Source organism: Campylobacter sp. BCW_6466 (genome assembly GCF_001762835.1).
In the GTDB taxonomy this organism is placed as follows: domain Bacteria; phylum Campylobacterota; class Campylobacteria; order Campylobacterales; family Campylobacteraceae; genus Campylobacter_D; species Campylobacter_D jejuni.
Genome location: NZ_MJXO01000075.1, coordinates 82,907 through 109,077, shown reverse-complemented (window position 1 = coordinate 109,077; position 26,171 = coordinate 82,907). Strand labels below are relative to the sequence as shown.

Sequence of the window (26,171 nt, the reverse complement as noted above, 5' to 3'; positions counted from 1 at the left end):
GTTTATTGCACCTTAGGAAGATTAATCAAAGCATCATAATACCTATAATAATTTCCTATTTCTTGAGAGTTAAAATCAAAAAAATTACTTTTATATCCACCTATACGAGAATAAAAAGGAACCTGAACGCTAGTTGGCTTGCTTATAGGCACTTCATAAAGCTTATTAAAATCTTGACAATCTACAACTTCTGCTTGATTTTCCAAAGCCACAACCAAAATGCCAACCGCATTATCATCACAAAATTGCCTAAAATCTGAACGCTTAGGAGAAAGAATGGCCGTTCTAATTAATTGTGCTCCAAAAATGTCAATATGGGTAAAATATATTTGCGGAAATTCTCTAACAAGTTCATTATAAGTTTGTTCATCAGGAGCAATTACCAATCCTCTATCATAAAGAAAATTTAAAACAACCTCATCACCTACTTTAGGTAAAACATTTGGCAAAGGCAAAGCATCTTGCTTAAGAGCTGAAAAAACGCTAAATTCTAATTTTGCCAAACCATTTTTTTTATCTATAACACTTGCTCTAGCGATGATACTTTGCGAATTGCTAAAATGTTGTACTACTACGCCACTTGAATAAAGTTTTATATCATCACTATCTTTAATATAACCATAAATATCATCAACTTTTACAAGTTCACTTTTTATAGGTTTTAAATCAAATCCAACCGCAAAGAGGCTAAGGTTTAAAGCTAAAAAACACACTATAGTTTTAAACAAATTTGCTCCTTAAATAAAAATTTATAGAATTATAATCCTTTTTTGTTAAGCAATTGTAAGAAAAATAAAGTAAAATATAGCTTTTAAATTTCAAAATTCTTTTAAAAATTAAGGTTATCTCATGAAAAAATTATTGCTTTTATTTATTTTTGTTGTTCAAAGTTTTGCAGCTTTAAGTGTTGAAGAGCTAACTTGGGATAATGGAGATACCTTGCTTAAATTCTTACAAAGAAATTCCATACCTATGTCGCTTTATTATGGACTTGATAGAGAAGATCAAGAACTTGCTTCTGATATAGCCTATAAAATAAAATATCAAGTTTTAAAAGATGAAAACAACAACATAGAACAAGTTTTAATTCCAATTAGTGATGATTTACAAATTCATATCTATAAAGATAAAGATGGACAATACACTCTTGCTTTTACTCCTGTATCTTATCAAAAAGAAGATAGAATTTTACATTTAACCATTAAAAGCTCTGCTTATCAAGATGTCTATGAAGAAAGCGGTAGCAGTACTTTAGCTCGTGCTATGGTTCGTGCTTTTCGAGGAAGTATAAATTTTCGCAATATCCAAAAAGGTGATGAAGTAACCCTATATTATGAACAAAAAAGACGCATGGGTAAACTTTGGGGCGATATAAATATAAAAATGGCAATGGTAGAAATCAATAAAAGCGCTAGAGAAGTCTTTTCTTATAATGATATATTCTATGATCGCGATGGCAAAGAATTAGAATCTTTTTTACTTACAAAACCTGTGAACTACACTAGAATTTCCTCTCCTTTTACAACAGCAAGATATCATCCTATATTAAAACGCTATCGCGCCCATCTTGGTATAGACTATGCTGCACCTACTGGAACTCCTGTAAAAAGTGCTGGCAAAGGAGTAGTAACCTTTATAGGCACAAAAGGTGGTTATGGAAATGTAATTCAAATCAAGCATGACTCAGGTTATATGACTTTATATGCTCATCTTAGTCGTTTTGCAAAAATTAAAAACGGACAAAAGGTAAATCAAGGACAAGTAATTGCATATGTTGGTTCAACAGGTATGAGCACAGGGCCTCATTTGCATTTTGGAGTATATTTAAACAATAAAGCTATAAATCCTGCATCTGTTGTAAAAATCGCCAAATCAGAACTTAGTGGAAAAGCGAAAGAGAATTTTAAACATATCATAGCTGGATACGAGCAGGTTGTTAAAGAAGCCCTAGCCTCGAATCAACCTAATCCTCCAAAAGAAGAAGATTTTGAAAACTATATAGAATTTTAATTACTCAACAACGCTTTATCTTTTGCATTGATTAAAGAATTTAGAAGAGTTGCAAGCTCTTCTTTTTCTTTTTCATTAATTTCACAAAAATCTGCATCAATCAATTGTTTCACCAAAGCTTCATTTAACAAATCCCCATCGCCAAATTCTCTAGCTTTTTGAATGATTTTTAACACTCTTAAATCTTTTCTTTCGTACATTTTAATCCTTTAAATAAACCACACTCACAAAACGCTTAGTCGTTTTATCTCGACGATAAGAAAAAAAACTCTCATCATCAAAGCTACAAATTCCACAATCTTTAATATTTTCAATGCCTAAATTTTGCGCTTGAAATTTTACTAAAGCTTTTAAATCAAGTTTATCATCTTGAACAAATTCTTTAAATTCTTTTTTAGCAAATTCTAAAATTTCTCCATCTATTTCATAATTTTTAGCACAAATTCCAGGCAGGATAAAAAGATGAAATTTATTCTTATCTAAATGTGAATTTTGCATAGCAATTTGATCAACGCATTCTTTTAGGATATTTTCAAAGCTTCCTTTTCTACCTGAATGCAAAGCTGCTATAATGCCACTTTCATGATATAAAATTAAAGGCAAACAATCCGCACTTAAAACACAAAGAGCAGTATTTTTTTCCTTGCTTATAATCCCATCGCAACTGAGATTTTTTAAATTTTTATCATAAATAATAACTTTATGAGAGTGAATTTGATCCATAAAAACACATTTTTCAATGTCTTTAAAACCTAAATGAGAAAATAAATTCTCATTATGAATTTTAGCCCTAAAAACATTATAATCCTTATCAAAAGCACAAAAAATACCGACTTTATCATTTTCTAATAAAGATAAGAAATTCTTTCCACTTCTTCCCATGATAATCCTTTGTTTTTACCTTGTAATTGTGCATAAATATAACGAGCAAGCAAATCACTTTCTATGTTGATTTTTCTACCTACTTGATAGTCTTTAAAAAGCGTTTCTTTAAAAGTAATAGGAATAATAGTAAGCCTAATACCATTTTTTAAAATTTCATTGATAGTAAGACTTACTCCATCAACGCCTATACTTCCTTTTTCTGCCATAAATTTCATAGCTTCTTTAGGTAAAGATATATAAAAATCCACTCCATTTTCATCTTTTTGAATCTTTTCAAGTGTGCCGATAAAATCAATATGTCCTTGCATAAGATGTCCATCAATTCTATCGCCGTATCTTAAAGCAGGTTCTATATGAACTTTATCTTTTAAATTTTCTATAGCTATATGAGTGCGACTTTCACGAGAAAGCTCCACTTCAAAACCTCCCTCATAAAGTTTTGTCACACTCAAACAAGCCCCATTTACAGCTATGCTATCGCCAAGATTTGGGCGATATTTTGCTTTTAAACTTAAAGTATTGTTTTGATAAGATTGAACTTTAGCAATTTCTCTTATGAGTCCATTAAACATTTTTTTACCTTAAAAAATCTTATTTAATAATTTATTTACCGCTTTATCTACTTTATCGCCTGTACTTTTAGCACCATCACTCACACCACCACCTACTACATTTTTAATAGAATTTAACACACTTCCTGCATTTAAATTTACTTTAGGATTTTCCGTAGTTCCTGTAATACTTCCTTTAAAATTGGCTCTATCGAGTTTAATATCAAAAGGCAAATTTAAAGCCCCGCTTTTAGAATTTAAAGCTCCTGATTGTACTAAAATATAAGAACGATCTGCTTGCATATTAAGATCAAGTTTGATATTTTCTTTTTTAATCAAAGCTTTAGCATTAGCAGTACGATAAACATCATTTGTAATATCTTTTAGTGTTAAAATTTTTAAAGCATTGGTAATAAGATTTGGTTTTAATTTACCCTCTTTCATATCCAAATTAACCTCTCCTTCTTCGCTTAAAAGATTGTAATTTGCCTTCACATTTGCCTTACCTTGATAAACATCCATAAAATCTAAACCTTGAGCTAGACTACTTAAATCCACTCCATTTAAATCAGCAAGCAAAAGGTTATCTTTAAGTGTGCTTTGAAGCCTCCCTTCAAATAAATTTGGACTATTTACAACAAAATTTAAACTCTTATCAAAACCTACCTTTCCATTAAATTCTGCCTTACCTTTAAGTTTTCTATCCAACAAAAAGCCTAGTTTTGAAAAATCATTTATCTTTAGATTAAAATCCGAATTTAAAAGCATTTTGCTTATATCAAAACTTCCTTGTAGCTTTGTAAGATCAGCTAAAGATGAATTTAAAACAGAATCAAATTGAGCGATATTGTTTTTAAAATTAATTTTGGTATTTAAATCATAACTTGTATTGTTTGGAAAATTTTTATTTAAAATTTTACTTAAAGTTGTAGCATTTAAAATACCTTTAGCTTCTAAATTTGCTTTACCATTAAGGTTGTTAAAATCGATATTATCTAAATTAACCTTTGCATTAACAATCCCACTGGCATAATTTGGCATACCTGCTATAACAAAAAGTTTAGATAAATCAAGTTTATCAATGTTTAAATCAAGTTTTTTACCATTTGAATCAGCCTTGATTACACCATCTGCCAAATTTGCATTTGTATTTAAATTTTGTATTTGAGTGCCTATAATATGAGCTTTTGCAGCAAGATCTGCCTTGCCTTGTAATTTTTGTCCTGCTATAGCACTAAACTGAGATAAATCATCGATAAAAGCATTTAAATCTGTATTTAACTCACTATTTTTTAAATTATAACTTCCTTGAAGTTTTTTGATATTAAGCAAATTTGAAGCAAGCAAAGCATTGTAAGCAATATTGCTATTTTTTGCATTTGCTTTAGCATCAAAACTAAAAATTGTATTTGGAAGTTCTATTTTAGCCATTTTTTTAAGCTCATTGGTGTTAAGTTTTGCATTGTTTATTTTTGCTTCAAGATTAAAATTAGAAAAATCCAAATCTGCATTTAGAAGTTTAGCATTTAAATTTCCAGAAACTAAAGCTCCATATCCTGCAAGAGCTAATAATTTTTCCAAGCTTGCTTCATTAATATCTGCAAAAATTTTATTATTTTTCAAACTTGCCTTTACTTCTCCACCAAGTCCAATAACTTGAGCATTTAAACTTGATAAAATATTATTTACAACACTTGCTTGACCTACCACACCCAAACTACCATTTAGTCTAGTTTTTGTAAGCTTTTCAAGCTTTGCAAGAGAAGGAATACTTAAACTAAAATCAGTACTTAAAGCATTCTTGCTAATATCATAAAGAGTTTTTTGGGTTTGTAAGTTAAGATAATCATTGTAAATTTTACTTACAGCATAAATTTTATCTTCTTTAATATTGGCCAAAATTTCTGCTTTAGGATTAGAATTTAAAGGCAAGTCTAAAGAAAAATCTTTTTTTATCGCCTCATAGTTTATATAACTTGTATCAAGTTTTATGATGATATTTCCATCAGGTTTTAAATCCTGTGCTGAAATTTTTGCTTGAGCATTTAAAAAACCTTTAGCGTAACTAGGGTAAGATAAAAGATGGAGTATTTCTTCTATCTTAAGATTTTGTGCATCTAAATTTAAAGCAATAGGGCTGTAATTATACATTCTTGCATTTAAAAGTACATTTGAACCTAGCAAGTAACCTTTTCCATCTAAAGTAAAATCACTTGCTTTACCTTGAATCTTACCGCCAAAAGAAAGGTTTTGATTTAAATTTAAACCTAAATTTTTAGCATAATTTTGATTTAAAGAAATAAGATAGTCAAGATCAAATCCAAGCTTAAAAGGACTTAAAGCTCCCTTAAGATTAAAATCTGCCATATTTGCGATATTTGCTTGCAATTCAAGACTTGAAAAACGTAAATTAAAATGCGTGATATTTACATCTAATCCCGCACTTTCTTTGATCTTTTTTTGCGCTATATTTGCCACTATATTATTACCAAAACTTGTGAAAAGTATGGTATAAATAGCAATTAAAAACACAACAACAAAAGCTATAACTCCATAAAAAATCTTTTTCATTTTTATCCTTTAGTTTATTTTATAAAATAACTTTAGTCTATAAAACTAAACTTTTATAAATATTTTAATTTAAAGTATTGACAAAATTCATTTTTTATAGTATGATATTATCACTCTAAATAAAAGAGTGCTAAAATCAATATTTTTAAGGATGGACAAAAATGAATTTTCAACCTTTAGGAAAGCGTGTTCTAGTTAAACGCGTAGAAGAAACTAAAACAACAGCCTCAGGCATAATTATACCAGATAATGCTAAAGAAAAGCCTTTAATGGGTGAAGTAGTAGCAGTAAGTAAAGAAATCACTGATATTGCAAATGGTGATAAAATCGTGTTTGCTAAATACGGTGGAACAGAAATTAAACTTGATAATAATGAATATTTAGTTTTAAATTTAGATGATATCTTAGGAATTTTAAAATAATTTATAAAAAAGGATAAAAAATGGCAAAAGAAATTATTTTTTCAGATGAAGCAAGAAATAAACTTTATGAGGGCGTTAAAAAACTTAATGACGCGGTAAAAGTAACTATGGGGCCAAGAGGACGCAATGTTTTAATCCAAAAAAGCTTTGGTGCTCCAAGCATTACTAAAGATGGCGTAAGTGTTGCTAAAGAAGTAGAACTTAAAGACAGTCTTGAAAATATGGGTGCTTCACTTGTAAGAGAAGTAGCAAGCAAAACAGCTGATCAAGCAGGGGATGGAACAACTACTGCAACGGTTTTAGCTCATGCAATTTTCAAAGAAGGTTTAAGAAATATCACAGCAGGTGCAAATCCTATTGAAGTAAAACGCGGTATGGATAAGGCTTGCGAAGCTATAGTAGGCGAACTTAAAAAACTTTCTCGCGAAGTAAAAGATAAAAAAGAAATTGCACAAGTTGCTACAATCTCAGCCAACTCTGATGAAAAAATCGGAAATTTAATCGCCGATGCTATGGAAAAAGTGGGCAAAGATGGTGTTATCACTGTTGAAGAGGCAAAATCAATCAATGATGAATTAAATGTAGTTGAAGGTATGCAATTTGACAGAGGTTATTTAAGCCCTTATTTTATCACTAATGCAGAAAAAATGACCGTAGAGCTTTCAAGCCCTTATATCCTGCTTTTTGATAAAAAAATTGCAAATTTAAAAGATTTATTACCGGTTTTAGAACAAATTCAAAAAACAGGCAAACCACTTTTAATTATCGCTGAAGATATTGAAGGTGAAGCGCTTGCAACTTTAGTTGTAAATAAACTTCGCGGTGTTCTTAATATTTCAGCCGTAAAAGCTCCAGGTTTTGGCGATAGAAGGAAAGCTATGCTTGAAGATATAGCGATTTTAACAGGCGGAGAAGTGATTTCTGAAGAACTTGGAAGAACTCTTGAAAGTGCGACCATACAAGATCTTGGACAAGCTTCTAGCGTAATCATCGATAAAGACAATACAACCATAGTAAATGGCGCAGGTGAAAAAGCAAATATCGATGCAAGAGTAAACCAAATCAAAGCACAAATCGCTGAAACAACTTCAGATTATGACAGAGAAAAATTACAAGAAAGACTTGCAAAATTAAGCGGTGGTGTTGCAGTTATTAAAGTAGGTGCAGCAACTGAAACTGAAATGAAAGAGAAAAAAGATCGTGTTGATGATGCTTTAAGTGCTACTAAAGCAGCAGTTGAAGAAGGTATAGTAATTGGTGGTGGTGCAGCGCTTATCAAAGCAAAAGCTAAAATCAAACTTGATCTACAAGGTGATGAAGCAATCGGCGCAGCTATCGTTGAAAGAGCTTTAAGAGCACCTTTAAGACAAATTGCTGAAAATGCAGGATTTGATGCAGGTGTGGTTGTAAATAGCGTAGAAAATGCTAAAGACGAAAACACAGGATTTGATGCTGCAAAAGGTGAATATGTTAATATGCTTGAAAGTGGAATTATCGATCCTGTTAAAGTAGAAAGAGTAGCTTTACTCAATGCAGTTTCTGTAGCTAGTATGCTTTTAACTACTGAAGCAACAATTAGTGAAATTAAAGAAGATAAACCTGCTATGCCAGATATGAGCGGTATGGGAGGAATGGGTGGCATGGGCGGAATGATGTAATATCTGCTCTAACCTCTTATCAGCAAGGATTTTCCTTGCTGATTACCAATTCAATTTAAAAACACTCCCTTGATTTTCCACTGATTTGCAAGTGATTTTAATACCATTATCATCGCATATTTTTTTAACCAAAGAAAGCCCTATACCAAATCCTCCTTGATCGGTATTAAATCTTGTATATCTATCAAAAATTTGATTTAAATTTGACTTTGAAATTCCACAACCTGTATCCGCAATACTTAAAAAATTGGCTTTTAAAATTATAGAAATTACTCCACCTTTTTTATTGTATTTAATAGCATTGCTTATAAGATTATCAATCAATTTAGAAATTTGACTTTTAGGAGCAAAAATATTTGCTTGATTTAAATCAAGCTTTAGTGTAATTTTTTTTTGCTCAAAAAATACTTTAAAATATTCCAATCTTTCTTCAAGTAGTATTCTTAAATCAAATTTTTGTTTTTCTGTTTCTAAGGTATTGGGGAAATTATAAAAAACAAGATCAGAATACACTTGAGACAAACTTTTTGCGGCAAGCTTAATCCTTGTGAATTTAGCATTATCTCCTAAATTTTGATGATCAAGTTGTTCTATACTCATCAAAATAATACTTAATGGGGTATTGAGTTCATGAGTTGAATCCTTAATAAAACGATTTAGTGTGCTGATTTTATCCTCAAAAGGCTTTAGAGCAATTTTTACTAGAATATAAGATATTAAACCCAATATGAAAAAAGCCATAATAGCAAAACCAAAAACTTTCGTTCTAATCCAAAAAAGATCTTTACCAACATCTTCACCCTGTATTAAAATTTGCAAACCATCGTTAGTATTTACTTCTTCATTGCTAGCATGTCTTAAAAAATAATGATCTGCACTCATAGGAGCAAGAAAAAAAACCTTATTATCACAAATACCTCTACCTTTAAGCTCTATCTTTGCCTTTCTTAAATCAAAATCTATATTACTAAAAACAATCTTTTTAGCATCAAATATAGCAAATTTTAATGCTGTGCTTTGAGCAATATTTTTTGCACTTATATCTATAGGGGTAAAACGAGAATTTAAGATGCTTATAACAATATTTCTATGATTTTCTCTCAAAGTGGCACCCTTTAAAACAACCAATTCTTCATATAATTTTTGATACCATAATGCAAAAAAAATAGTTAAAAAAATACCTGTAGTTGTTAGGTAGATTAATAAAATTTGCCTAATGACTTTTTTAGCCATAGCAATATCCCCTGCCTCTTTGATTTATAATTTTTTCTTTTCCTAAAATTTTACGTAAATTTTTCACATAAGCCCTTAAACTTAGCTCACTAGGCTCCTCATCATAATCCCAGAGTTCTTCAAAAATTCTCTCTGTGCTTAAAAAGTTGTTTTTATTTTTAAGCAATAAAGACAAAAGCTTAATTTCTTTACTCGGTAAAGTCAAGGCTTTATTATTATAGTAAAGAATTTGTGTAGTAAATTCAAATCTAAATCCATCCCCTAAATCTTCAAAATCTTCATTTTTATGTGAAAAAGCTCTTTTAAGCAAAGCTTTAACCCTAATAGATAACTCAGCAAGTTCAAAAGGTTTTTTTATGTAATCATCACAACCTGCATCAAAGCCTTGTTTTAAATCGTTTGTTGTATTTAAAGAAGTCATGAAAATTGCTGGAGTTTGCTTTCCGCTTTTTCTTAATTCTTTAAGCAATGAAAATCCATCTCCTAAAGGAACTTTTACATCTAAAATCCAAAGATCAAAATATCTTTCATAAGCTATATCTAAAGCTTCTTGCGCATTATCGCATAAAAATACTTCATATCCTTCATCATTTAAAAACTCTTCAATGATCTCACTCAAACTCAAATCATCTTCTAAAAGTAAAATTTTAGCAGCCATAATTTAAATCTTTCTAACTTCAAATCTCTTAAAATATATATCATTGTATCAAAATTCTTATCAATTATTTAATAAAATTTCATTTTTATTTAATTTATTTTTATCTATAATCCTTTTATATAAATAAATTTTTCCTTAAGGAGTTAAAATGCTTCCAAAATGGGATAATAGCTATAGTGTGCACAATGCTAAAATTGACGAGCAACATAAAAAGCTTTTTGAACTTGCTGCAAAAGTTGAAGTTGTATCAGATAGATCTGTAAGTAAAAATGAAGTCAAAGAACTTTTGGCTGAATTTTTTAATTATATGAAAGATCACTTTAATGATGAAGAAAAATACATGCAGCTAATAGGCTATCCAAATTTAGAAGAACATCGAAAAATACATAAAGAAATCATCCAAACCATGATTAATTTAATCAAAGATATCAAATCAACCAATGATCTTAAAGAAAAACTTTATATAGTGGCTAAAAAGTGGCTTTTAGAACACATACTATACGAAGACATGAAAGTTGAAAAATGGAGAAGTTCTTCTTTATCTACAGATGATGGCAGTGATATTAGCTTTGAAGCAGCAGAAGATGAAGATAATGAGCATCCACAATTTTATCTTTATATCTGTAATTGTCCTGGTAAAATTCACGATGTTCCTTATAATATTCATCAAAAAATAGAACTACAAGGTCACAAATTTACCTGCAAAACTTGTAAGCAAATTATAAAATTTTACAAAAAACATTCTTAAGGAGGATAAAATGAAACACAATGTAAAAACTTATTCTTTTAGAATGCCTTTAGAGCTTAAGGAGCGTTTGGATAATTTAAGTAAAAATCTTTCTAAGCCAAAATCAGCTATAGTAAAAGAAGCTATAGAAGCTTATCTTAATGAAGTTGAAGATTTTTCTTTTGCTGTTAATGCCCTAGAAGAACTTAAAGATGGGGATTATCAAAAGGCGAGTAAAAAAATAGATAAAATTGTCAAAAATCTTCAAGAAGATTCTAATGATAACGAACTTGGTGATTTTGATTTTGCTATTGAAGCTTTAGAAGAACTTAAAGATGGGGATTATCAAAAGGCGAGTAAAAAAATAGATAAAATTGTCAAAAATCTTAAACAAACAAAATAAAAACTTTATCACAATTTTTTGTGATAAAGACTTATTAATTTTTTATGTTAAAATACATTTATGAATATTAAAAATGGAGCTAAAAAGTGGCTCCGGATGTAGGATTCGAACCTACGACCAATCGGTTAACAGCCGACTACTCTACCGCTGAGCTAATCCGGAATATTTAAAAGTAAAATGTAATTATAGTGAAATTAAAAAACTTTGTCAAGGGTTTTTACACAAAAATGCATTTTTTATGCAAAAAACTAATTTACTCCTTAACAATTACACTTTTTAAATTTCTAAAATAAAACAAATTTACCCCATCTTCATATAAATAATCAAGCTTCATTCCATGTGTTTCTAAAATAGTATTTACAATATAAAGCCCTAATCCAAAACTTGATTTTTGTTTTGATCCTTGAGTAAAAGCTTGAGTATAATATTCTAAAGTATTGTTAAGCTCAGGACCACGATTTTTAAAACAAATATAATCGTCTATAATATCAATTTGCACAAACCCATCTTCAGAATGTTTAATACCATTATCTATCATATTTTTAATCGCTGTAGTAAAAAGTTTAAAATCCACATTTACAAAAAAACTTTCTTCCATAAAAATACGTATATTGCTATCATCTCGCATTGCAATTTCTTTGGCTTCATCTAAAACATCTAAAATATTGTATTTTTTTCTATTTATAAAAGCAGCCCCTGAAGTAATTTGCTCAATAGCAGCAAATTCATTAATTAAAATTTCAAGTCTAGTAAAAACCCCATTTAAGCGCTCTTTATATTTATTATCTTCTATCATTTCTAACGTTAAGAGCCCTTTAGTAATAGGAGTTTTGAGTTCATGCATAATATTTCTTAAAAAAAACTGACGAGATTGGTTTAGCTTTCGAATTTGAACAATGGCTTGATAAAAAGCTTCACTTACTTGTGAAATTTCATCCACCCCAGTGCTTACATCTTCTATATCACTAAGCTTTCCTTGGGCAAATTTATCAATTTGTTTTTTAAGTCTTTTGAGTGGTTTTAATTTTTTAAATATATAAATATAAAGCAATACAAGAATACAAATCATAGCTACAGCTATAGCTTTGATAATAAAATACCTATAGGTTTGATAATCTTGATCCTTATAAAGATAAACCTTTCCATCATAAATAATATTTAAATACACCTGTCTATTATAAGAAATAATCTCGATTAAGCCATTATTAACCTCAACCCTAGCTAAAACATCACCTCTAAAAAGAATTTTACGGATCTGCTTTGCTTCTGTTATCTCATCCATTTTATTATAATTTTTTGTCTGCTCTTCAAATTCTTTTTCACTGATAACTCCTGCAAAATTTAAGAGCCTTGCATTAGCTATCAAAGAATATTTTGTATTTAATTCTCTAGTATAATTTTGCTGATCATATTCTATAAGCCATAAAAAGCCAAGTATAACACTAACCCCAGCAAAAATAAAAATAAAAGTTATAGTATAAAAAATCGAAGATTTATTCATTGAGTAAGCTTATAACCTATTCCACGTATAGAGTGAATATATTTTGGAGTTTTTGGATCATCTCCCATCTTTTGACGAATTCTACTGATAATAACATCTATACTTTTATTGCTAGAATCCTCACTAATAGAAGAACAATTATAAACAAGCTCTTCACGACTTACCACTCCACCCTCTTTTTTAATTAAATAGCTTAAAATATCAAATTCAGCATTAGTTAAAGTAAGCTCTTGTCCTTTCATAGTAATAATATGCTTATATTGATCATAAACAAGATCTTTTACACTTTTTGCTATGGCGCTTTTTGTATTTGAAATACGTCTTAAATGACTTTTAATACGTGCTTGCAATTCTTTTGGATTATAAGGTTTTGGTAGGTAATCATCTGCTCCAAGCTCTAAAGCATTAACCTTATCTGTAATATCATGTCTTGCACTTGAAATAATAATAGGCGTATCATACTTTTTACGAATTTCTTCACACACTTCAAGCCCATCAAGCCCTGGCAAAGAAAGATCTAAAATGATAAGCTGATACTCTTTTAATGCGAGCTTAGAAAGACCTATATAAGGCTCATGAGCTATATCAACTTTCATATCAAATTTTTCCAAATATTCAGCTGTAATTTCCGCTAATTCTAAATCGTCTTCTATCATAAGAATATTTGTCATAGTTTTCCTTTATTTTAAACTTAATTTTAATTTTAAACTAAAATTTATAACGAAAGGAAAATCCTTCCGTTATTTTTATTTAAGCACAAGCAAAGTCGCAAAACCATTGCGATATACCCAAACTTTAGTAAATTCTTTTTTGTTAACTTGTTTTAAAGCTTGTTCTAAATCTTTTAAATCTCTAATTTCACTTTGTCCAACACCTATGATAATATCACCCTCTTGGAAACCAGAATTTTTTCCTTTGCTCTTTTCTTTAACACTATCCACCAAAACACCATTAACATCTTTTGGAATTTGCAAACGATCCTTAAGTCTTGGTTCCAAATTTCTCAAACTCAAACCATCAATCAAATCGCTTTGTACGCCTTTAGGATTTTCTTTTTCACCTTTAAGAGTAAAATTTGCTTGCTTATTTTCTCCATCTCTTTCGTAACTTAATGAAATTTTTTGACCAATCTCTAAAGTTCCTATATAATTTTTAAGATCAATAGGACTTTTTATAACCTTATCATTAACTTTAGTAACTAAATCTCCACGCTTAAGCCCTGCTTCATCAGCACTTGAACCTTTTTGAACATCAGTGATTAAAGCTCCTTCTTGATTTTTGTAAGCTTTTTTAGTATCACCTTGCAAAGCTGAAATAGTCACACCCAAAAATCCTCTATCAATCTTGCCTTTTTCAATAAGTTTTTTAGCTATATCTTTAACCATATTTGAAGGTATAGCAAAACCTATGCCGTTGTTTCCACCTCCGCGAGAAAGAATAGCTGAATTAATACCTACTAAATATCCGCGACTATCCACCAAAGCTCCACCTGAATTTCCTGGATTGATAGAAGCATCTGTTTGTATAAAATTTTCGTATTGATTTAAACCTATATTGTCTTTATTTAAAGCAGATATTATCCCACTTGTAACACTAAAACCGACTCCAAAAGGATTTCCAAGTGCAAAAACAACATCTCCTTCCATTAAATCATCAGAATTTGTGAAAGTAATAGCTGAAAGATTATTAGCCTCTATTTTTATAACAGCCAAATCTGTTTTTGGATCTTTACCTATAAGTTTTGCTTTATATTCTGTATCACTTCCTGGTAAATTCACTGTAATCGTATCAGCATCATCTACAACGTGATTATTTGTTACTATATAACCATCTTTTGAAATAATCACCCCTGACCCCAAAGAACTCACTACTTCTTTATCATTTTTTCCCTTTCTTTGAGGAAAATCAAAATCAAAAAATTGTTTAAAATAAGGATCATTAAAAAAATCATCCAAAGGACTTGGACGATTCGCTCTTGTAATAGTTTTTGAGGTAGAAATATTAACCACTGATTTTTTTGCATCTTTAATAGAATCATGATAAGAAAGCACTACATTTCCAGCAGCAGGATTTAGACGATTAGCCGTTGTAGTTGATTCGTTAAAATTAATACTTGCGGCAAATAAAGCACTCGCTAAACTTAATGATAAAAAAATCTTTTTCATTTCATTTCCTTTTATTCTTAAAGATAAATTATTTCGTAAAATATTTTACTGTCTTCATAGTATAAAACCGAAAATTTACAAAATTGTAAATAAAACCTTGAGTGATAAAAATTTATAAAACTTGATTGACTTAGGCTAAAGTTTATGTTATAATTTAATCCTTTATATAATCAAGTAAAAATTTTTAAGGAAATATAACATGAATAGTTTATACGAAACTCTTGGAGTTAGCAAAAACGCTAGTGCAGATGAAATAAAAAAAGCTTACCGTCGCCTAGCTAGAAAATACCATCCTGATATCAACAAAGAAAAAGGTGCGGAAGAAAAATTTAAAGAAATTAATGCTGCTTATGAAATTTTAAGTGACGAAAAAAAACGAGCTCAGTATGACCAATACGGCGATTCTATGTTTGGTGGACAAAGTTTTCATGATTTTTCAAGAAATACTGGTGGGGTAAATTTAGACGATATTTTAAAAGATCTCTTTGGAGGAGGCTTTGGTGGACGCTCAAGAGGGGGTTTTAACGGCTTTTCTTCAAAAGGCTTTAGCAGTGGTTTTGGAGGATTTGGAGGTTTTGAAGAAGAAAATTTAGACAGCAATCTAGAGCTTCACATTCCTTTTGAAAAAGCTGTTAAAGGCGGGGAACATAGTTTTAATTTTCAAGGCGAAACCATTAAATTTAAAATTCCACACGGTATAAAAGAAGGCGAGAAACTAAGAATTCGCTCTAAAGGAAAACAAAGCAGAAATGGAGCTAGAGGCGATTTAATCATTATTGTAAAAATAGAAGAAAGTCCTATTTACACAAGAGAAGATGATGATTTATATCAAAAGGTTGATATTTCTTTAAAAACTGCACTTTTTGGTGGAAAAATAAATATAAAAACACTCAAAGAAGGCAAGGAAGAAGCGACAATTAACATAACACCTAATTCAAAAAATAACCAAAAAATTCGTTTAAAAGGTTATGGGGTACAAAATAGAAAAAGTGATATTTATGGGGATATGTATTTGATTTTAAATGTTGTTTTGCCAAATTTAGATGCTCTTGATGAAAAATTTATAGAACTCTTAAAAGAAAAATTACCTTAAAGAAAGGAATAAAATATGGAACACCATTATGATGAACCTGTATATTTAATCAGTGTTGTGGCTAAAGTTTTAAGCATACATCCACAAACCTTAAGGCAATACGAAAGAGAAGGATTGATAGAGCCAAGTAGAACCGATGGCAAAATAAGACTTTATTCTCAAAGGGATATTGACCGTATTAAACTTATATTGCGTTTAACAAGAGACATGGGAATCAATCTTGCTGGAGTAGATGTTATCTTAAAATTAAAAAACCAACTTCACGAATTTGAAAATTTAATTGATGAACTACGCTTAGAATTAAGTAAACAACAAGATAAAGAAGCGGCTAGTAAAGCCGTTGTCAAGCATAAAAATAGCTTTGACTTGATTTTTTATGAGAAAAAATAAAAAATAATGGATAATTTTTTAGAAATTTTTTTAATCACCGTTGCTATAGCTATAGTTTTAAATGTCATATTTAAAAAATTTGAAATTCCAACTATCATTGGATATATAGCTGCCGGAGAAATCATTTCTGAAATTTATCATTTAAGCGGCAAAGGCGAAATCACCCATATAGCCGAATTTGGTATAGTGTTTTTAATGTTTACCATAGGGCTTGAATTTTCTTTTAAGCATTTAATGGCAATGAAACAAGAAGTTTTTTTAAACGGCTCTTTGCAGATGCTTACTTGTGGCTTTGTTTTTATGCTACTTGCTATAGGAATTTTGGGACTTGGAGATAAAAGCGCTACCATAGCAGGCTTTGCACTAGCACTTTCTTCAACCGCAGTGGTGCTTAAAATTTTAAATGATAATGGTGATATAAATGAGCAATATGGCAGAAAAGCATTGGGAATTTTACTTTTTCAAGATATAGCTGTTATTCCTTTGCTTTTGCTCGTAGATATTTTTTCATCCAACAATCAAAACATAGAAAAACTCCTTTTTACCACTTTAATTTCAGCACTTATTTTAATCACTTTATTATTTTTCATAGGTAAATATCTAGTGGATAGAATTTTTAGACTCATTATCCACACTTCTTCTCAAGAAATTTTTATTAGTACTGTTTTATTTATGGTTATTGGAGCAAGTTTTTTAGCAAATTATTTCGGATTTTCTTATTCTTTGGGTGCTTTTATAGCAGGTGCTTTGATAGCAGAAACAAAATATAAGCACAAAATAGAAGCAGACTTGATCCCATTTAGAGATTTGCTTTTAGGACTTTTTTTCATAACTGTAGGTATGCAAATTCAACTTGATGTAGTGGCGCAAAATTGGTTTTTAATCATAGTTTTAACCCTTCTTGTAATGGCTTTAAAATTTGGCATAGTTTTTGGCTTTTTATTTCTTTACACCAAAAAAAGAGTAGCGCTTAAAACAGCTTTTGCCATAGCGCAAATTGGCGAATTCGCACTAGCAATTTTTTCTCTTTTACAAGCAAAAAATATGCTTGATATCAAAACTTCACAAATTTTAATTGTTGTTTCTATTTTAACCATGATTATCACGCCTTTTATTTTAAACAATATAAGAAAAATTACCAATGTTGTAGAAGATATAGCACTTAATACCAACGCTGTGCAAAATATTGACAGCAATATCAAGCTTAAAAATCATCTTGTTGTTTTTGGCTACGGACGTTTAGGTCAAGAAGTCGTTCAAAAAATCAAAAACTCAGGTGTGCCTTACCTAGTTTTAGAAAGTGATTTAAATTTAGTAGAACTTGGAGTTAGTCGAGGCGAAAATGTCGTTTTTGCTAATGCTGCTCAAGAAGAAACCTTAAAAATTGCCAATATAGAAGAATGTGCCGTAGCTATTATCACAGTTACAAATGAAGCTAAACTTGAAATTTTATGTCAAGTACTAGCTAATTATCCAAAACCTATAGACACCATCATTCATGTAAATGGAACTTTGAAAAAGATGCTTTTTTCAAGCATAGATGAAAATATACGCATCATTCGCTCTGAAAAAGTAATCGCTAGAAATTTAGTTCAAGAAGCGCTAGAATGTCGCATTCATAAAAATACCTAAGGAAGAATTTTGACAAAAAATGAAGAAAAAGCCTTACGTGTAAAATACCTAAGAAATCTTGAAAAATTTTTCAATGGCGCCATATCTGCGCTTAAAAAAGAAGATTTTGATAAAACTAAATTTGAAGAAAGAATGTTAAAAAATGCTAAATTTTTTGAAAAAAATCCCGCAGTAAATCTTAACTCAACCTATGCAAAAAATCTTGAATTTTTTGTCAATGCTTGTTTAGATTTTTCCAAAGAAAAAAGCGAACTTTTAAATCTTGCCAATGCTTTAGATAAGCAAAAAAAACAAGGTGAGAAAAAAGAAAAACATAAAAATTATTTAAAGGATTATGAATGATTAATGTATTTTTTGATATGGATGGAACTTTAATCGATAGTGCAAATGCCATTTCTTGTGCAGTTAATGAAATAAGGCAGGATTTAAACCTAGCCCCACTTTCAAGAGAAATCATTATGCAAACCATCAATACTCCCAATATTGACTGGGCAAAAGAACTTTATAATATAGAAAATTTCCATCATTCTAGTTTTAAAGAAGGCTATGAAAAATATTTTGTCAAACACTATGAACAAAGCGTGGTGCTTTTTGAAGGAGTGAAAGAACTTTTAGAATTTTTAAAAAGCAAAAATTGTTTTTTAGCTATTGCTACTAACGCCCCTCAAAGCTCACTTTCAAGTATACTTAAAAAACACGATATCATTCCTTATTTTGATAAAATTTTAGGCATAAGTTTAGGCATAGAACCCAAACCTCATCCTATGATGCTAGAGCTTTTAAAAAGCGAGGCTCCACATAAAACAAGCGTTTTTATAGGAGATAGTCAAAAAGATAAAGAATGTGCTAAAAATGCCAATTTGCCTTATTTTCATGCCAAATGGTATCAAAAAGATTTAAAAGAAAATGAATTTAGCAACGCTAGTGAACTTAAAGGCTTTTTAGAAAAGTATTTATAAGTTTTTTAATGAAATTTTAGTTAAAATTAGAAACAAATTTTAAAAAGAGTAAATTATGAGTGAATTATTAATAGAAATTGGCACAGAAGAATTACCTGCTATTCCTTTGTTAAAAGAATTAGCTAATATAGAAAAAAAATGGAAAAATGTTTTAGAAGAATATCGCTTGGTAAGTGATTTTAAATTTTATTATACTCCGCGTCGTTTAGTTTTTTTTCATGAAAATTTTGCAGACAAACAAGAAGATAGTTTTGCTGAATTTATAGGAGCACCTAAAAATGTTGCTTATAAAGATGGAGTTTTAACTCCTGCGGGACAAAGCTTCCTGCAAAAAGCAGGGATCAGTGAAAATGAACTCGCTTTTAAAGAAATCAAAGGTAAGGAAGTTTTATATCATCAAAAAGCTATCAAAGGTTTACAAAGTCAAGAAATTTTAGGAGAAATGGTAGAAAAATTTCTAAAAAGTCTTAGTTTTGGCAAAAGTATGCGTTGGGGTGCAAATTCTTTTGAATTCATTCGTGCGATCCGTTCTATAGCTTGCATTTTAAATGATGAACTTGTTGATTTTCAAAGTTATGGGGTAAAAAGTGCTAAAAAAACTTTCATTCACAGAAGTGTAAGTTATGATTTGAAAGATTTTAACAATGCAAAAGAATATTTTGAACTACTAGAAAAAAACTATATCATCCTTGATCCAATCAAAAGAAAAGAAAAAATACTTGAACAATTTAAACTCATAGAAAGTCAAAAAAATATACAAATTGGAGAAGATGAGGAGCTTTTAGCTGAAGTAGTTGCTATCACAGAATATCCTAATGCACTTTTAGGAAGCTTTGAAGAAGAATTTTTAGAAATTCCTAGCGAAGTCATCATCACTTCAATGAGAGAAAATCAACGCTATTTTGCGGTTTTTAACGACAAAGGCTTAAGTAATCATTTTATAGTAGTAAGCAATGCAGTATGTAAGGATTATTCAAAAATCATACATGGAAATGAAAGAGTTTTGCGTGCAAGACTTAGCGATGCAATGTTTTTTTATCAAAATGATTTACAAAATGGTTTGCAACCTGAAAAACTTGCCAAAATGACTTATCTTGAAGGTTTAGGCACAATGCAAGATAAAAGTTTAAGAGAGATTAAAATTGCTGAAATTTTATGTCAAATGCTTCATAATGATAAAATCGAAAATATCAGCACAGCACTAAAATACGCCAAAGCAGACTTAGCCACACAAATGGTTTATGAATTTACTGATTTGCAAGGCATTATGGGAAGTTATTATACGCAAAAAATGGGCTTAGATTATGAAATTTGCCTAGCCATCAAAGAACAATATCTTCCTAATTCTGAACAAGCTCCACTTCCAAGCACAGAATTTTCAAGCATAGTAGCCCTTGCAAACAAGCTTGATACCCTTATAGGACTTTTTAGTATAGGAAAAATTCCAAGCGGAACAAAGGATCCTTATGCCTTAAGAAGAGCAGCCAATGGGATCATTAAAATCGCTCTAAATTTAAATAAAGAATTTGATATCCAAATTTTATTAGAAAAACTTTCAAGTCATTATAAAAGCTTTGATATGCAAATTTTAAAAGATTTTATTTTTGAAAGACTTTATACTTTTTATACGGTCAATGCTTCTTTTGTAAAAGCGGTTTTAAGCTCACAAAATACAGATCTTATTCATATCAATCAAAGCGTAAATGCTCTTATAAAACTTAGCAAAAAAGATAATTTTAATGAAAATTTTGCAACCTTTAAAAGACTAGCCAATATCGCCACTAAAAATCCTCATAAAGTTGATGAAAGTCTTTTTACTCAAGAAGCAGAAAGCAAACTTTACAAAGCTTTTCAAGAAAAAACTAAAGCCAATTCTTTACAAGAAAAACTTGAAAATCTTTTTGCACTCAAGCCTTTTATCGACGAGTTTTTTAATCAAGTAATGATTAATGCTGAAGATGAAAAACTTAAAAATAATCGCCAAGCTTTGGTTTATGAAATTTATGCGGAGTTTTTAAAAATCGCCGATCTTAAAGAGTTAAGCCTATGAAAGCCTTATGGCTTTTTTTAAGCCTTACTCTTTGGCTTTTTGGAGCTCAAAATTTAGAACTCATCAAAGGTCAAGCTTTATTTTTGGAGCTAGATAAGAAAGATTTTTTATCTTTAAAAAATAATGATAAAAATATTCTCACCTTTGCACATCCTAAAAATCAAGAAAAAATTCTAGCTATTTTTTCCTTACCTTACAAAAATCCCCCGAAAAATACAAAACTTATCGCATTTTATAAAAATAAAAAAGAAGAAATTTTCATAAAAACTTTAGAAGGTAATTATAAAAGTGAAAAATTGCAAGTTGAAAACAAAAAGATTTTTCCGCCAAAAACCGTACAAGAACGCATCGCTAAAGAATTAAAAGAAGCCAATGCGATTTATAGCTCTTATACTCCAAAAGCTTTATTTAACGGTGCTTTTAATATACCTTTAAAATCTTTTATCACAAGTGATTTTGGTAAAGCAAGAACTTTTAATGAAAAAGTAGCAAGTTATCACAGTGGAACAGACTTTAGAGCTGCCACAGGAATGCCTATTTATGCAGCCAATTCAGGCATAGTAAAAATTGCAAAAGATCGTTATTTTGCAGGAAATTCAGTAGTCATTGATCATGGTTTTGGAATTTATTCACAATACTATCATCTTTCTAAAATCGATGTTAAAGTAGGACAAAAGATAAAAAAAGGTGAGCTTATAGGACTTAGCGGGGCTACAGGTAGGGTAAGTGGGCCGCATTTGCATTTTGGAATTTTAGCTGGAGGCAAACAAGTCGATCCTTTGGATTTTGTCTCCAAATTTAATGCTATTTTTCAATGAAATTTAGTGACTTTTTCCATGCTTGGCTCCATGAGAGCTATTATAAAAATGCTGTAAGTATAGGAAAAAACGGAGATTTTTTTACTGCTGTGAGCGTAGGAAATCTTTTTGGCACACTTTTAGCCAAGCATTTTTTAAATTTAATAGATAAAAAAATTTTACAACTCCCTTTAGAACTTGTAGAAATAGGCGCTAATGAAGGCTATTTAAGTCGTGATTTTTTATCCGCTTTGCTTGAATTAAGACCTGAAATTTTTTCTCAAATTTCTTTTTTCGTCATAGAACCGCATGAAAAATTAAGAGCTTTACAAAAAAACACTTTAGAAGGAGTGGAATTTACTCACAAAAATAACCTTAAAGAATGCCATTTTAAGAACGCTTTTTTCTTTTGCAATGAACTTTTTGATAGTTTTACTTGCGAACTTATAAATCATGATAAAATGGCATTTGTAGAAAATTTTAAACTTATTTTTAAAAATATGGATGAAAATTTAATCACAAAATGCAAAGCTTTAAATTTTACAAAAGGCGAACTCAGCTTAGAACTTGAAAATTTTTTTAAAGATTTAGATCAAGCTTGCGATAGATTTGTATTTGCAGGATTTGACTATGGAACTTTTAATGTACAAAATTTTAGCTTAAGAATCTATCAAAAGCACGAAGTTTTTAGCCCTTTTGAAGTATCTTTAAAAGATTTTTTCGGCAAAAGCGATCTAACTTATAATGTTAATTTTACCCATCTTCAAAAACTCATCAAAGCATATGATTTTAAACCTTTAAATTTTAAAAAACAAAGTCTTGCTTTAATGGATTTTGGTTTTGAAGATTTATTAGAGTACACAAAAAATAAAAACATTAAAACTTACGAAAGTTTTTTATCTCAAGCTAAAATTTTATTTTTTAATTTTGATGAAAAATTTCATTTTTTCGAATTCCAAAAAAATTAAAATTTGATATTTTTCATACTCGCCAAACAAACTCCCTCCCTTAAACCCTCATCAATGACTAGAAGTTTATGTTTATCAAACAAAGCATAAAACAGCAAACAACCTGCACTCAAATAATTTTTTCTCATCATACCTACTTCTTTTATGGCCTTTTTTTCTTCCATATGAAAAAGTTTAATAGCATAATTTAAAAAATCCTTATGGCAAAGTTTTTTACCATTTACTCTACTTGCTTCATACTTTTCATAGCTTATATTTTGTTTTAATGCACCAAGTGTAGTAGGAACTCCGGAATTTAAAACCACCGTTTTAACCCCTAAAGAACGAAGTTCCTTTTTAATCATAACCACCTCATCAAAAGCTCTAAAAGCTAGATGCTTTAAATAGGGATTTGCAATTAAAAAATGAATTTTAAGTTTTTTATCTTTAATATTGATGATAAATTTAGGATATTTTTTTATCAATTTTTTATAAGAAATACAAGATTTACAATAAGAATAGCGATTTTTTTCATAAAAACTAATAATACCAAAATCAAAACTTTTAAAACTTTTTCTAAAAGAAAGCTCACAAGAAGCCCCTCCTAAATCACAATACGCAAACTCTCCCCAAATTTTAAGCCTTCTTAAACCTGATTGCATGCCTAAAACACTGATCTTAGCTTCACTTTTAGCATCTATAAGCTTAAAATCAATCCCAAATTCTTCTTTTAAATGGGCAAAAATTTCATTTGTATTGCTTGCTTTTCTAAAAGCTGCAGTCGCCACAGCTCTTGCTTTGCTTAAATCTTGCTCTTTAGCTAAAATACTCAAAGCATTTTTTAATCTTTGTATGGCTTCTTTAGAAATTTCTCCACTTTGATTTAAATTTTTCGCTGCTCCAATAACAAATTCATATTCTTTTAATTTATTTAATTTTTCATCCATTTGCACTGCTCTTAAAGTATTTGAACCAAGATCTATACCTAACATGACTTTCCTTGTTTGATTTTATAGTATAATAGCAAAAAAGTTCTAAAGGAAAAATATGCTTTTAGGTGTAAATATCGATCATATCGCAGTGTTAAGACAAGCTAGAATGGTAAATGATCCTGATCTTTTAGAGGCTGCTTTTATAGCAGCTAAACACGGAGATCAAATCACTTTGCATGTAAGAGAAGATCGCCGTCATGCTCAGGATTTTGACTTGGAAAATATCATAAAATTTTGCAAAAGCCCTATCAATTTAGAATGTGCTTTAAATGATGAAATTTTAAATTTAGCTCTTAAACTCAAACCCCACCGCGTTACTTTAGTACCTGAAAAAAGAGAAGAGCTTACTACAGAAGGGGGGCTTTGTTTAAATCATGCTAAATTAAAACAAAGCATAGAAAAACTTCAAAATGCAAACATTGAAGTTTCACTTTTTATCAATCCTAGTTTAGAAGATATAGAAAAATCAAAAATTTTAAAAGCCCAATTTATAGAGCTTCATACAGGACATTATGCGAATTTACACAACGCACTTTTTAGCAATATCTCTCATACTGCTTTTGCCTTAAAAGAACTTGGTCAAGATAAAAAAACCCTACAAGCTCAATTTGAAAAAGAATTACAAAATTTAAAACTCTGTGCTAAAAAGGGCGTAGAACTTGGCTTAAAAGTAGCCGCAGGACATGGTTTAAATTACAAAAATGTAAAACCCGTAGTAAAAATTAAAGAAATTTGCGAGCTAAATATAGGACAAAGCATTGTAGCAAGATCTGTATTTACAGGACTTCAAAACGCTATTTTAGAAATGAAAGAACTTATAAAAGATGAAAAAACTAGCCATTAGTATAGGTGATATAAACGGCATAGGACTTGAAATTTTAGTGCGTTCTCATGAGGAACTAAGCAAAATCTGCACACCTTTTTATTTTATCCACGAAAGCTTGCTTAATAAAGCTTTAAAACTTTTAAATTTAAAACTTTTTAATGCAAAAATCGTAGCTTTTAAAGATGACAAAGACTATGAGTTTAATTTTATAAAAAAAGAAAATTCTCTTGAAATTTACTCTTTTTGCCTTCCTTTAGGCTTTAAAGTAGATGAAAATTTTAAAATCCAAGCCGGAGAAATAGATGCAAAAAGTGGACTTTATGGTTTTTTAAGCTTTAAGGCGGCAAGTTATTTTGTCTATGAAAAACACGCCCATGCCTTGCTTACTCTACCTATACACAAAAAAGCTTGGGAAGACGCAGGACTTAAATACAAAGGACATACCGATGCTTTAAGGGATTTTTTTAAAAAAAATGCCATTATGATGCTAGGTTGTAAAGAGCTGTTTGTAGGACTTTTTAGCGAACATGTACCTTTAGCTAAGGTGAGTAAAAAAATCACTTTTAAAAATTTAAGCATCTTTTTAAAAGATTTTTACAAAGAAACGCATTTTAAAAAAATAGGGCTTTTAGGTTTTAATCCTCACGCTGGAGATTATGGAGTCATAGGCGGAGAAGAAGAAAAAATCATGGAAAAAGCTATAACTTTTGTTAATGCCTTTTTACGCTCTAAAAAAGATGAAAAATTTTTCAAAAAAGCTTTAAAAGATGAAAATTTACAAAAAGAATTGCTTTTAAGTTTTAAAGACAAGGGTGTTTATCTACCCTATCCTTTAGTAGCTGATACGGCTTTTACTAAGGCTGGTTTAAAAAACTGCAATCGTTTAGTGGCTATGTATCACGATCTTGCCCTTGCTCCTTTAAAGGCCTTGTATTTTGATAAAAGCATCAATGTGAGTTTAAATTTACCCATCATACGCGTCAGCGTTGATCATGGCACGGCCTTTGATAAGGCCTATAAAAATGCTAAAATCAACACTAAAAGTTATTTTGAAGCGGCTAAATTCGCAATTAATTTAAATCCTAAGGCTTAATTTAGCCCTAGAATCAATCAAATCTTCTTTAGCCAAGCTGTCTATAAAATCTTGCAAATCTTTATTGGTATTTAAACTTTGAGTGAGTAAATTTTCATATTTATCAACTTTATTTTTAAAAATTTGCTCTAAAACTTCTTTAGTCTTTATATCTTTTTTTGCTCTTTGCATAAGCTCTAATAAAGCCTTAATATAAGCTTCTTGCATGCAATCACTTGCATTGAGTAAAGGCAAAATAGGATTTTCCCCTGCTTTTGTATTTTGCATATTTTTTATACAAATTTTTATTTCTTTAAGCACCTTTTTTGAAATAGCTTTAAAATCTTTTTTCATCTTTTTATCTGCTTTTTTGAAATATTTTGATATAAACTGCTATAGATGTTATCTGCTAAAGCAAGTTTGTTATTCTCAAATTTATTGCGTATACCAATTTCATATCATAAGCTCATCATCACTTTTGCCATCATCTTTGATTTTAGAGCAATCAAAACTAGGTTTTACTTTATCTTTATAAATAAGCTCATCAAAACTCAAATCCCCTAAACTCATCAAACTTAAACCAAGCAATAAAATAATTTTTTTCATTATTTACATTTAAAAATTTTTAT

At 29.8% G+C, this 26,171-nt stretch carries 25 protein-coding genes, 1 tRNA gene and 3 pseudogenes; 16 read left to right on the top strand and 13 right to left on the bottom strand.

Translation table 11 applies throughout. The features are described from left to right. Positions 1-2 precede the first annotated feature (2 nt). Positions 3-728, bottom strand: a complete 726-nt coding sequence (locus AJ887_RS09650) for a plasminogen-binding N-terminal domain-containing protein (RefSeq protein WP_070240406.1) — start codon at positions 726-728, stop codon at positions 3-5. 121 nt (positions 729-849) lie between these two features. On the opposite strand from AJ887_RS09650, the gene AJ887_RS09645 reads away from it, so the two are divergent. Further along, positions 850-2,010 (top strand): M23 family metallopeptidase, encoded by a 1,161-nt coding sequence (locus tag AJ887_RS09645; RefSeq protein ID WP_002852845.1) that lies wholly within the window; start codon positions 850-852, stop codon positions 2,008-2,010. Here AJ887_RS09645 and AJ887_RS09640 read toward each other — a convergent pair. Genes AJ887_RS09640 through AJ887_RS09625 form a run of 4 tightly spaced genes read right to left on the bottom strand, consistent with a single transcriptional unit; the run spans position 2,007 to position 6,017 of the window. Next, the gene (locus tag AJ887_RS09640; RefSeq protein WP_002853612.1) at positions 2,007-2,210 is read right to left on the bottom strand and encodes a hypothetical protein; all 204 of its coding nucleotides are present in this window, start codon (positions 2,208-2,210) and stop codon (positions 2,007-2,009) included. The two genes, AJ887_RS09645 and AJ887_RS09640, sit on opposite strands and share 4 nt — an antisense overlap. A 1-nt stretch (position 2,211) precedes the next feature. After that, the gene (locus tag AJ887_RS09635; protein ID WP_002861915.1) at positions 2,212-2,892 is read right to left on the bottom strand and encodes a polyphenol oxidase family protein; all 681 of its coding nucleotides are present in this window, start codon (positions 2,890-2,892) and stop codon (positions 2,212-2,214) included. Further along, positions 2,856-3,467, bottom strand: a complete 612-nt coding sequence (locus AJ887_RS09630) for a riboflavin synthase (protein ID WP_002853518.1) — start codon at positions 3,465-3,467, stop codon at positions 2,856-2,858. Before AJ887_RS09630 ends, AJ887_RS09635 begins: the two co-directional genes overlap by 37 nt. A gap of 9 nt (positions 3,468-3,476) precedes the next feature. After that, positions 3,477-6,017, bottom strand: a complete 2,541-nt coding sequence (locus AJ887_RS09625; protein ID WP_070285147.1) for a hypothetical protein — start codon at positions 6,015-6,017, stop codon at positions 3,477-3,479. 161 nt (positions 6,018-6,178) lie between these two features. Between AJ887_RS09625 and groES the strand changes: the two genes are divergently transcribed. After that, on the top strand, positions 6,179-6,439 hold the full coding sequence (gene groES, locus AJ887_RS09620; protein ID WP_002825273.1) for a co-chaperone GroES: 261 nt from the start codon (positions 6,179-6,181) through the stop codon (positions 6,437-6,439). A gap of 20 nt (positions 6,440-6,459) precedes the next feature. Further along, the gene (gene groL / locus AJ887_RS09615; protein WP_002853460.1) at positions 6,460-8,097 is read left to right on the top strand and encodes a chaperonin GroEL; all 1,638 of its coding nucleotides are present in this window, start codon (positions 6,460-6,462) and stop codon (positions 8,095-8,097) included. A 42-nt stretch (positions 8,098-8,139) separates the two neighbouring features. Here groL and dccS read toward each other — a convergent pair whose 3' ends face one another. Both dccS and dccR read right to left on the bottom strand, forming a co-directional pair. Continuing rightward, positions 8,140-9,330 carry a two-component system sensor histidine kinase DccS gene (gene dccS / locus AJ887_RS09610; protein ID WP_070240404.1) on the bottom strand — a complete coding sequence of 397 codons (1,191 nt, stop codon included), beginning with the start codon at positions 9,328-9,330 and terminating at the stop codon, positions 8,140-8,142. Then, complete coding sequence (gene dccR, locus AJ887_RS09605) at positions 9,323-9,988, bottom strand: two-component system response regulator DccR (RefSeq protein ID WP_002870842.1); 666 nt, start codon at positions 9,986-9,988, stop codon at positions 9,323-9,325. Before dccR ends, dccS begins: the two co-directional genes overlap by 8 nt. 148 nt (positions 9,989-10,136) lie before the next feature. Between dccR and AJ887_RS09600 the strand changes: the two genes are divergently transcribed. The 3 genes and pseudogenes from AJ887_RS09600 to AJ887_RS10625 all read left to right on the top strand — a co-directional run. Next, positions 10,137-10,736 carry a bacteriohemerythrin gene (locus AJ887_RS09600; protein WP_002861919.1) on the top strand — a complete coding sequence of 200 codons (600 nt, stop codon included), beginning with the start codon at positions 10,137-10,139 and terminating at the stop codon, positions 10,734-10,736. Positions 10,737-10,746: 10 nt separating this feature from the next. Further along, positions 10,747-10,986 (top strand): annotated as a pseudogene (locus AJ887_RS10535) (ribbon-helix-helix domain-containing protein); the annotation flags it as partial. Between the two features lie 45 nt (positions 10,987-11,031). Beyond that, positions 11,032-11,118, top strand: a pseudogene (locus tag AJ887_RS10625) (CopG family transcriptional regulator); the annotation flags it as partial. A gap of 87 nt (positions 11,119-11,205) precedes the next feature. Here the strand turns inward: AJ887_RS10625 and AJ887_RS09590 are convergent. The 4 genes from AJ887_RS09590 to htrA all read right to left on the bottom strand — a co-directional run bounded on the left by AJ887_RS09590 (position 11,206) and on the right by htrA (position 14,784). Next, positions 11,206-11,280 (bottom strand) — tRNA-Asn (locus AJ887_RS09590). 91 nt (positions 11,281-11,371) lie between these two features. Beyond that, positions 11,372-12,619 carry an ArsS family sensor histidine kinase gene (locus AJ887_RS09585; RefSeq protein ID WP_044779058.1) on the bottom strand — a complete coding sequence of 416 codons (1,248 nt, stop codon included), beginning with the start codon at positions 12,617-12,619 and terminating at the stop codon, positions 11,372-11,374. After that, positions 12,616-13,290 carry a response regulator transcription factor gene (locus tag AJ887_RS09580; protein WP_002777451.1) on the bottom strand — a complete coding sequence of 225 codons (675 nt, stop codon included), beginning with the start codon at positions 13,288-13,290 and terminating at the stop codon, positions 12,616-12,618. Before AJ887_RS09580 ends, AJ887_RS09585 begins: the two co-directional genes overlap by 4 nt. A gap of 75 nt (positions 13,291-13,365) precedes the next feature. Beyond that, the gene (gene htrA, locus AJ887_RS09575) at positions 13,366-14,784 is read right to left on the bottom strand and encodes a serine protease HtrA (RefSeq protein WP_070240403.1); all 1,419 of its coding nucleotides are present in this window, start codon (positions 14,782-14,784) and stop codon (positions 13,366-13,368) included. A 199-nt stretch (positions 14,785-14,983) separates the two neighbouring features. Between htrA and AJ887_RS09570 the strand changes: the two genes are divergently transcribed. From AJ887_RS09570 to AJ887_RS09535, 8 genes are read left to right on the top strand one after another with little or no spacing between them, the layout of a single operon-like run. Beyond that, a complete protein-coding gene (locus AJ887_RS09570) occupies positions 14,984-15,877 on the top strand; it encodes a DnaJ family protein (protein WP_002870990.1) in 894 nt (297 codons plus the stop codon). A 15-nt stretch (positions 15,878-15,892) separates the two neighbouring features. Further along, the gene (gene hspR / locus AJ887_RS09565) at positions 15,893-16,267 is read left to right on the top strand and encodes a heat shock transcriptional regulator HspR (RefSeq protein ID WP_002861924.1); all 375 of its coding nucleotides are present in this window, start codon (positions 15,893-15,895) and stop codon (positions 16,265-16,267) included. A 6-nt stretch (positions 16,268-16,273) separates the two neighbouring features. Next, entirely contained in the window at positions 16,274-17,899 is a 1,626-nt protein-coding gene (locus tag AJ887_RS09560; protein ID WP_002870991.1) for a cation:proton antiporter, read from the top strand. A 9-nt stretch (positions 17,900-17,908) separates the two neighbouring features. Beyond that, positions 17,909-18,241: a hypothetical protein gene (locus tag AJ887_RS09555; RefSeq protein ID WP_002853180.1), complete on the top strand. Its 333-nt coding sequence runs from the start codon at positions 17,909-17,911 to the stop codon at positions 18,239-18,241. Beyond that, positions 18,238-18,858, top strand: a complete 621-nt coding sequence (locus AJ887_RS09550; protein ID WP_070240399.1) for an HAD family hydrolase — start codon at positions 18,238-18,240, stop codon at positions 18,856-18,858. The genes AJ887_RS09555 and AJ887_RS09550 overlap by 4 nt, the downstream gene beginning before the upstream one ends. A 55-nt stretch (positions 18,859-18,913) precedes the next feature. After that, a complete protein-coding gene (glyS, locus tag AJ887_RS09545) occupies positions 18,914-20,908 on the top strand; it encodes a glycine--tRNA ligase subunit beta (protein ID WP_044780101.1) in 1,995 nt (664 codons plus the stop codon). Beyond that, on the top strand, positions 20,905-21,726 hold the full coding sequence (locus tag AJ887_RS09540; protein ID WP_070285145.1) for a M23 family metallopeptidase: 822 nt from the start codon (positions 20,905-20,907) through the stop codon (positions 21,724-21,726). The genes glyS and AJ887_RS09540 overlap by 4 nt, the downstream gene beginning before the upstream one ends. Then, the gene (locus tag AJ887_RS09535; protein WP_002870996.1) at positions 21,723-22,673 is read left to right on the top strand and encodes an SAM-dependent methyltransferase; all 951 of its coding nucleotides are present in this window, start codon (positions 21,723-21,725) and stop codon (positions 22,671-22,673) included. The genes AJ887_RS09540 and AJ887_RS09535 overlap by 4 nt, the downstream gene beginning before the upstream one ends. Here AJ887_RS09535 and AJ887_RS09530 read toward each other — a convergent pair. After that, positions 22,670-23,644 (bottom strand): exopolyphosphatase, encoded by a 975-nt coding sequence (locus tag AJ887_RS09530; RefSeq protein WP_002870997.1) that lies wholly within the window; start codon positions 23,642-23,644, stop codon positions 22,670-22,672. The genes AJ887_RS09535 and AJ887_RS09530 overlap by 4 nt on opposite strands. Positions 23,645-23,699: 55 nt before the next feature. Here AJ887_RS09530 and AJ887_RS09525 point away from each other — a divergent pair, with 55 nt between their 5' ends. After that, positions 23,700-24,488 (top strand): pyridoxine 5'-phosphate synthase, encoded by a 789-nt coding sequence (locus AJ887_RS09525; protein ID WP_070240396.1) that lies wholly within the window; start codon positions 23,700-23,702, stop codon positions 24,486-24,488. After that, positions 24,469-25,563 (top strand): 4-hydroxythreonine-4-phosphate dehydrogenase, encoded by a 1,095-nt coding sequence (gene pdxA / locus AJ887_RS09520; protein ID WP_070240394.1) that lies wholly within the window; start codon positions 24,469-24,471, stop codon positions 25,561-25,563. The genes AJ887_RS09525 and pdxA overlap by 20 nt, the downstream gene beginning before the upstream one ends. On the opposite strand, the pseudogene AJ887_RS09515 reads toward pdxA, so the two are convergent. Continuing rightward, a pseudogene (locus tag AJ887_RS09515) lies at positions 25,546-26,148 on the bottom strand (hypothetical protein). The gene pdxA and the pseudogene AJ887_RS09515 sit on opposite strands and share 18 nt — an antisense overlap. Positions 26,149-26,171 lie beyond the last annotated feature (23 nt).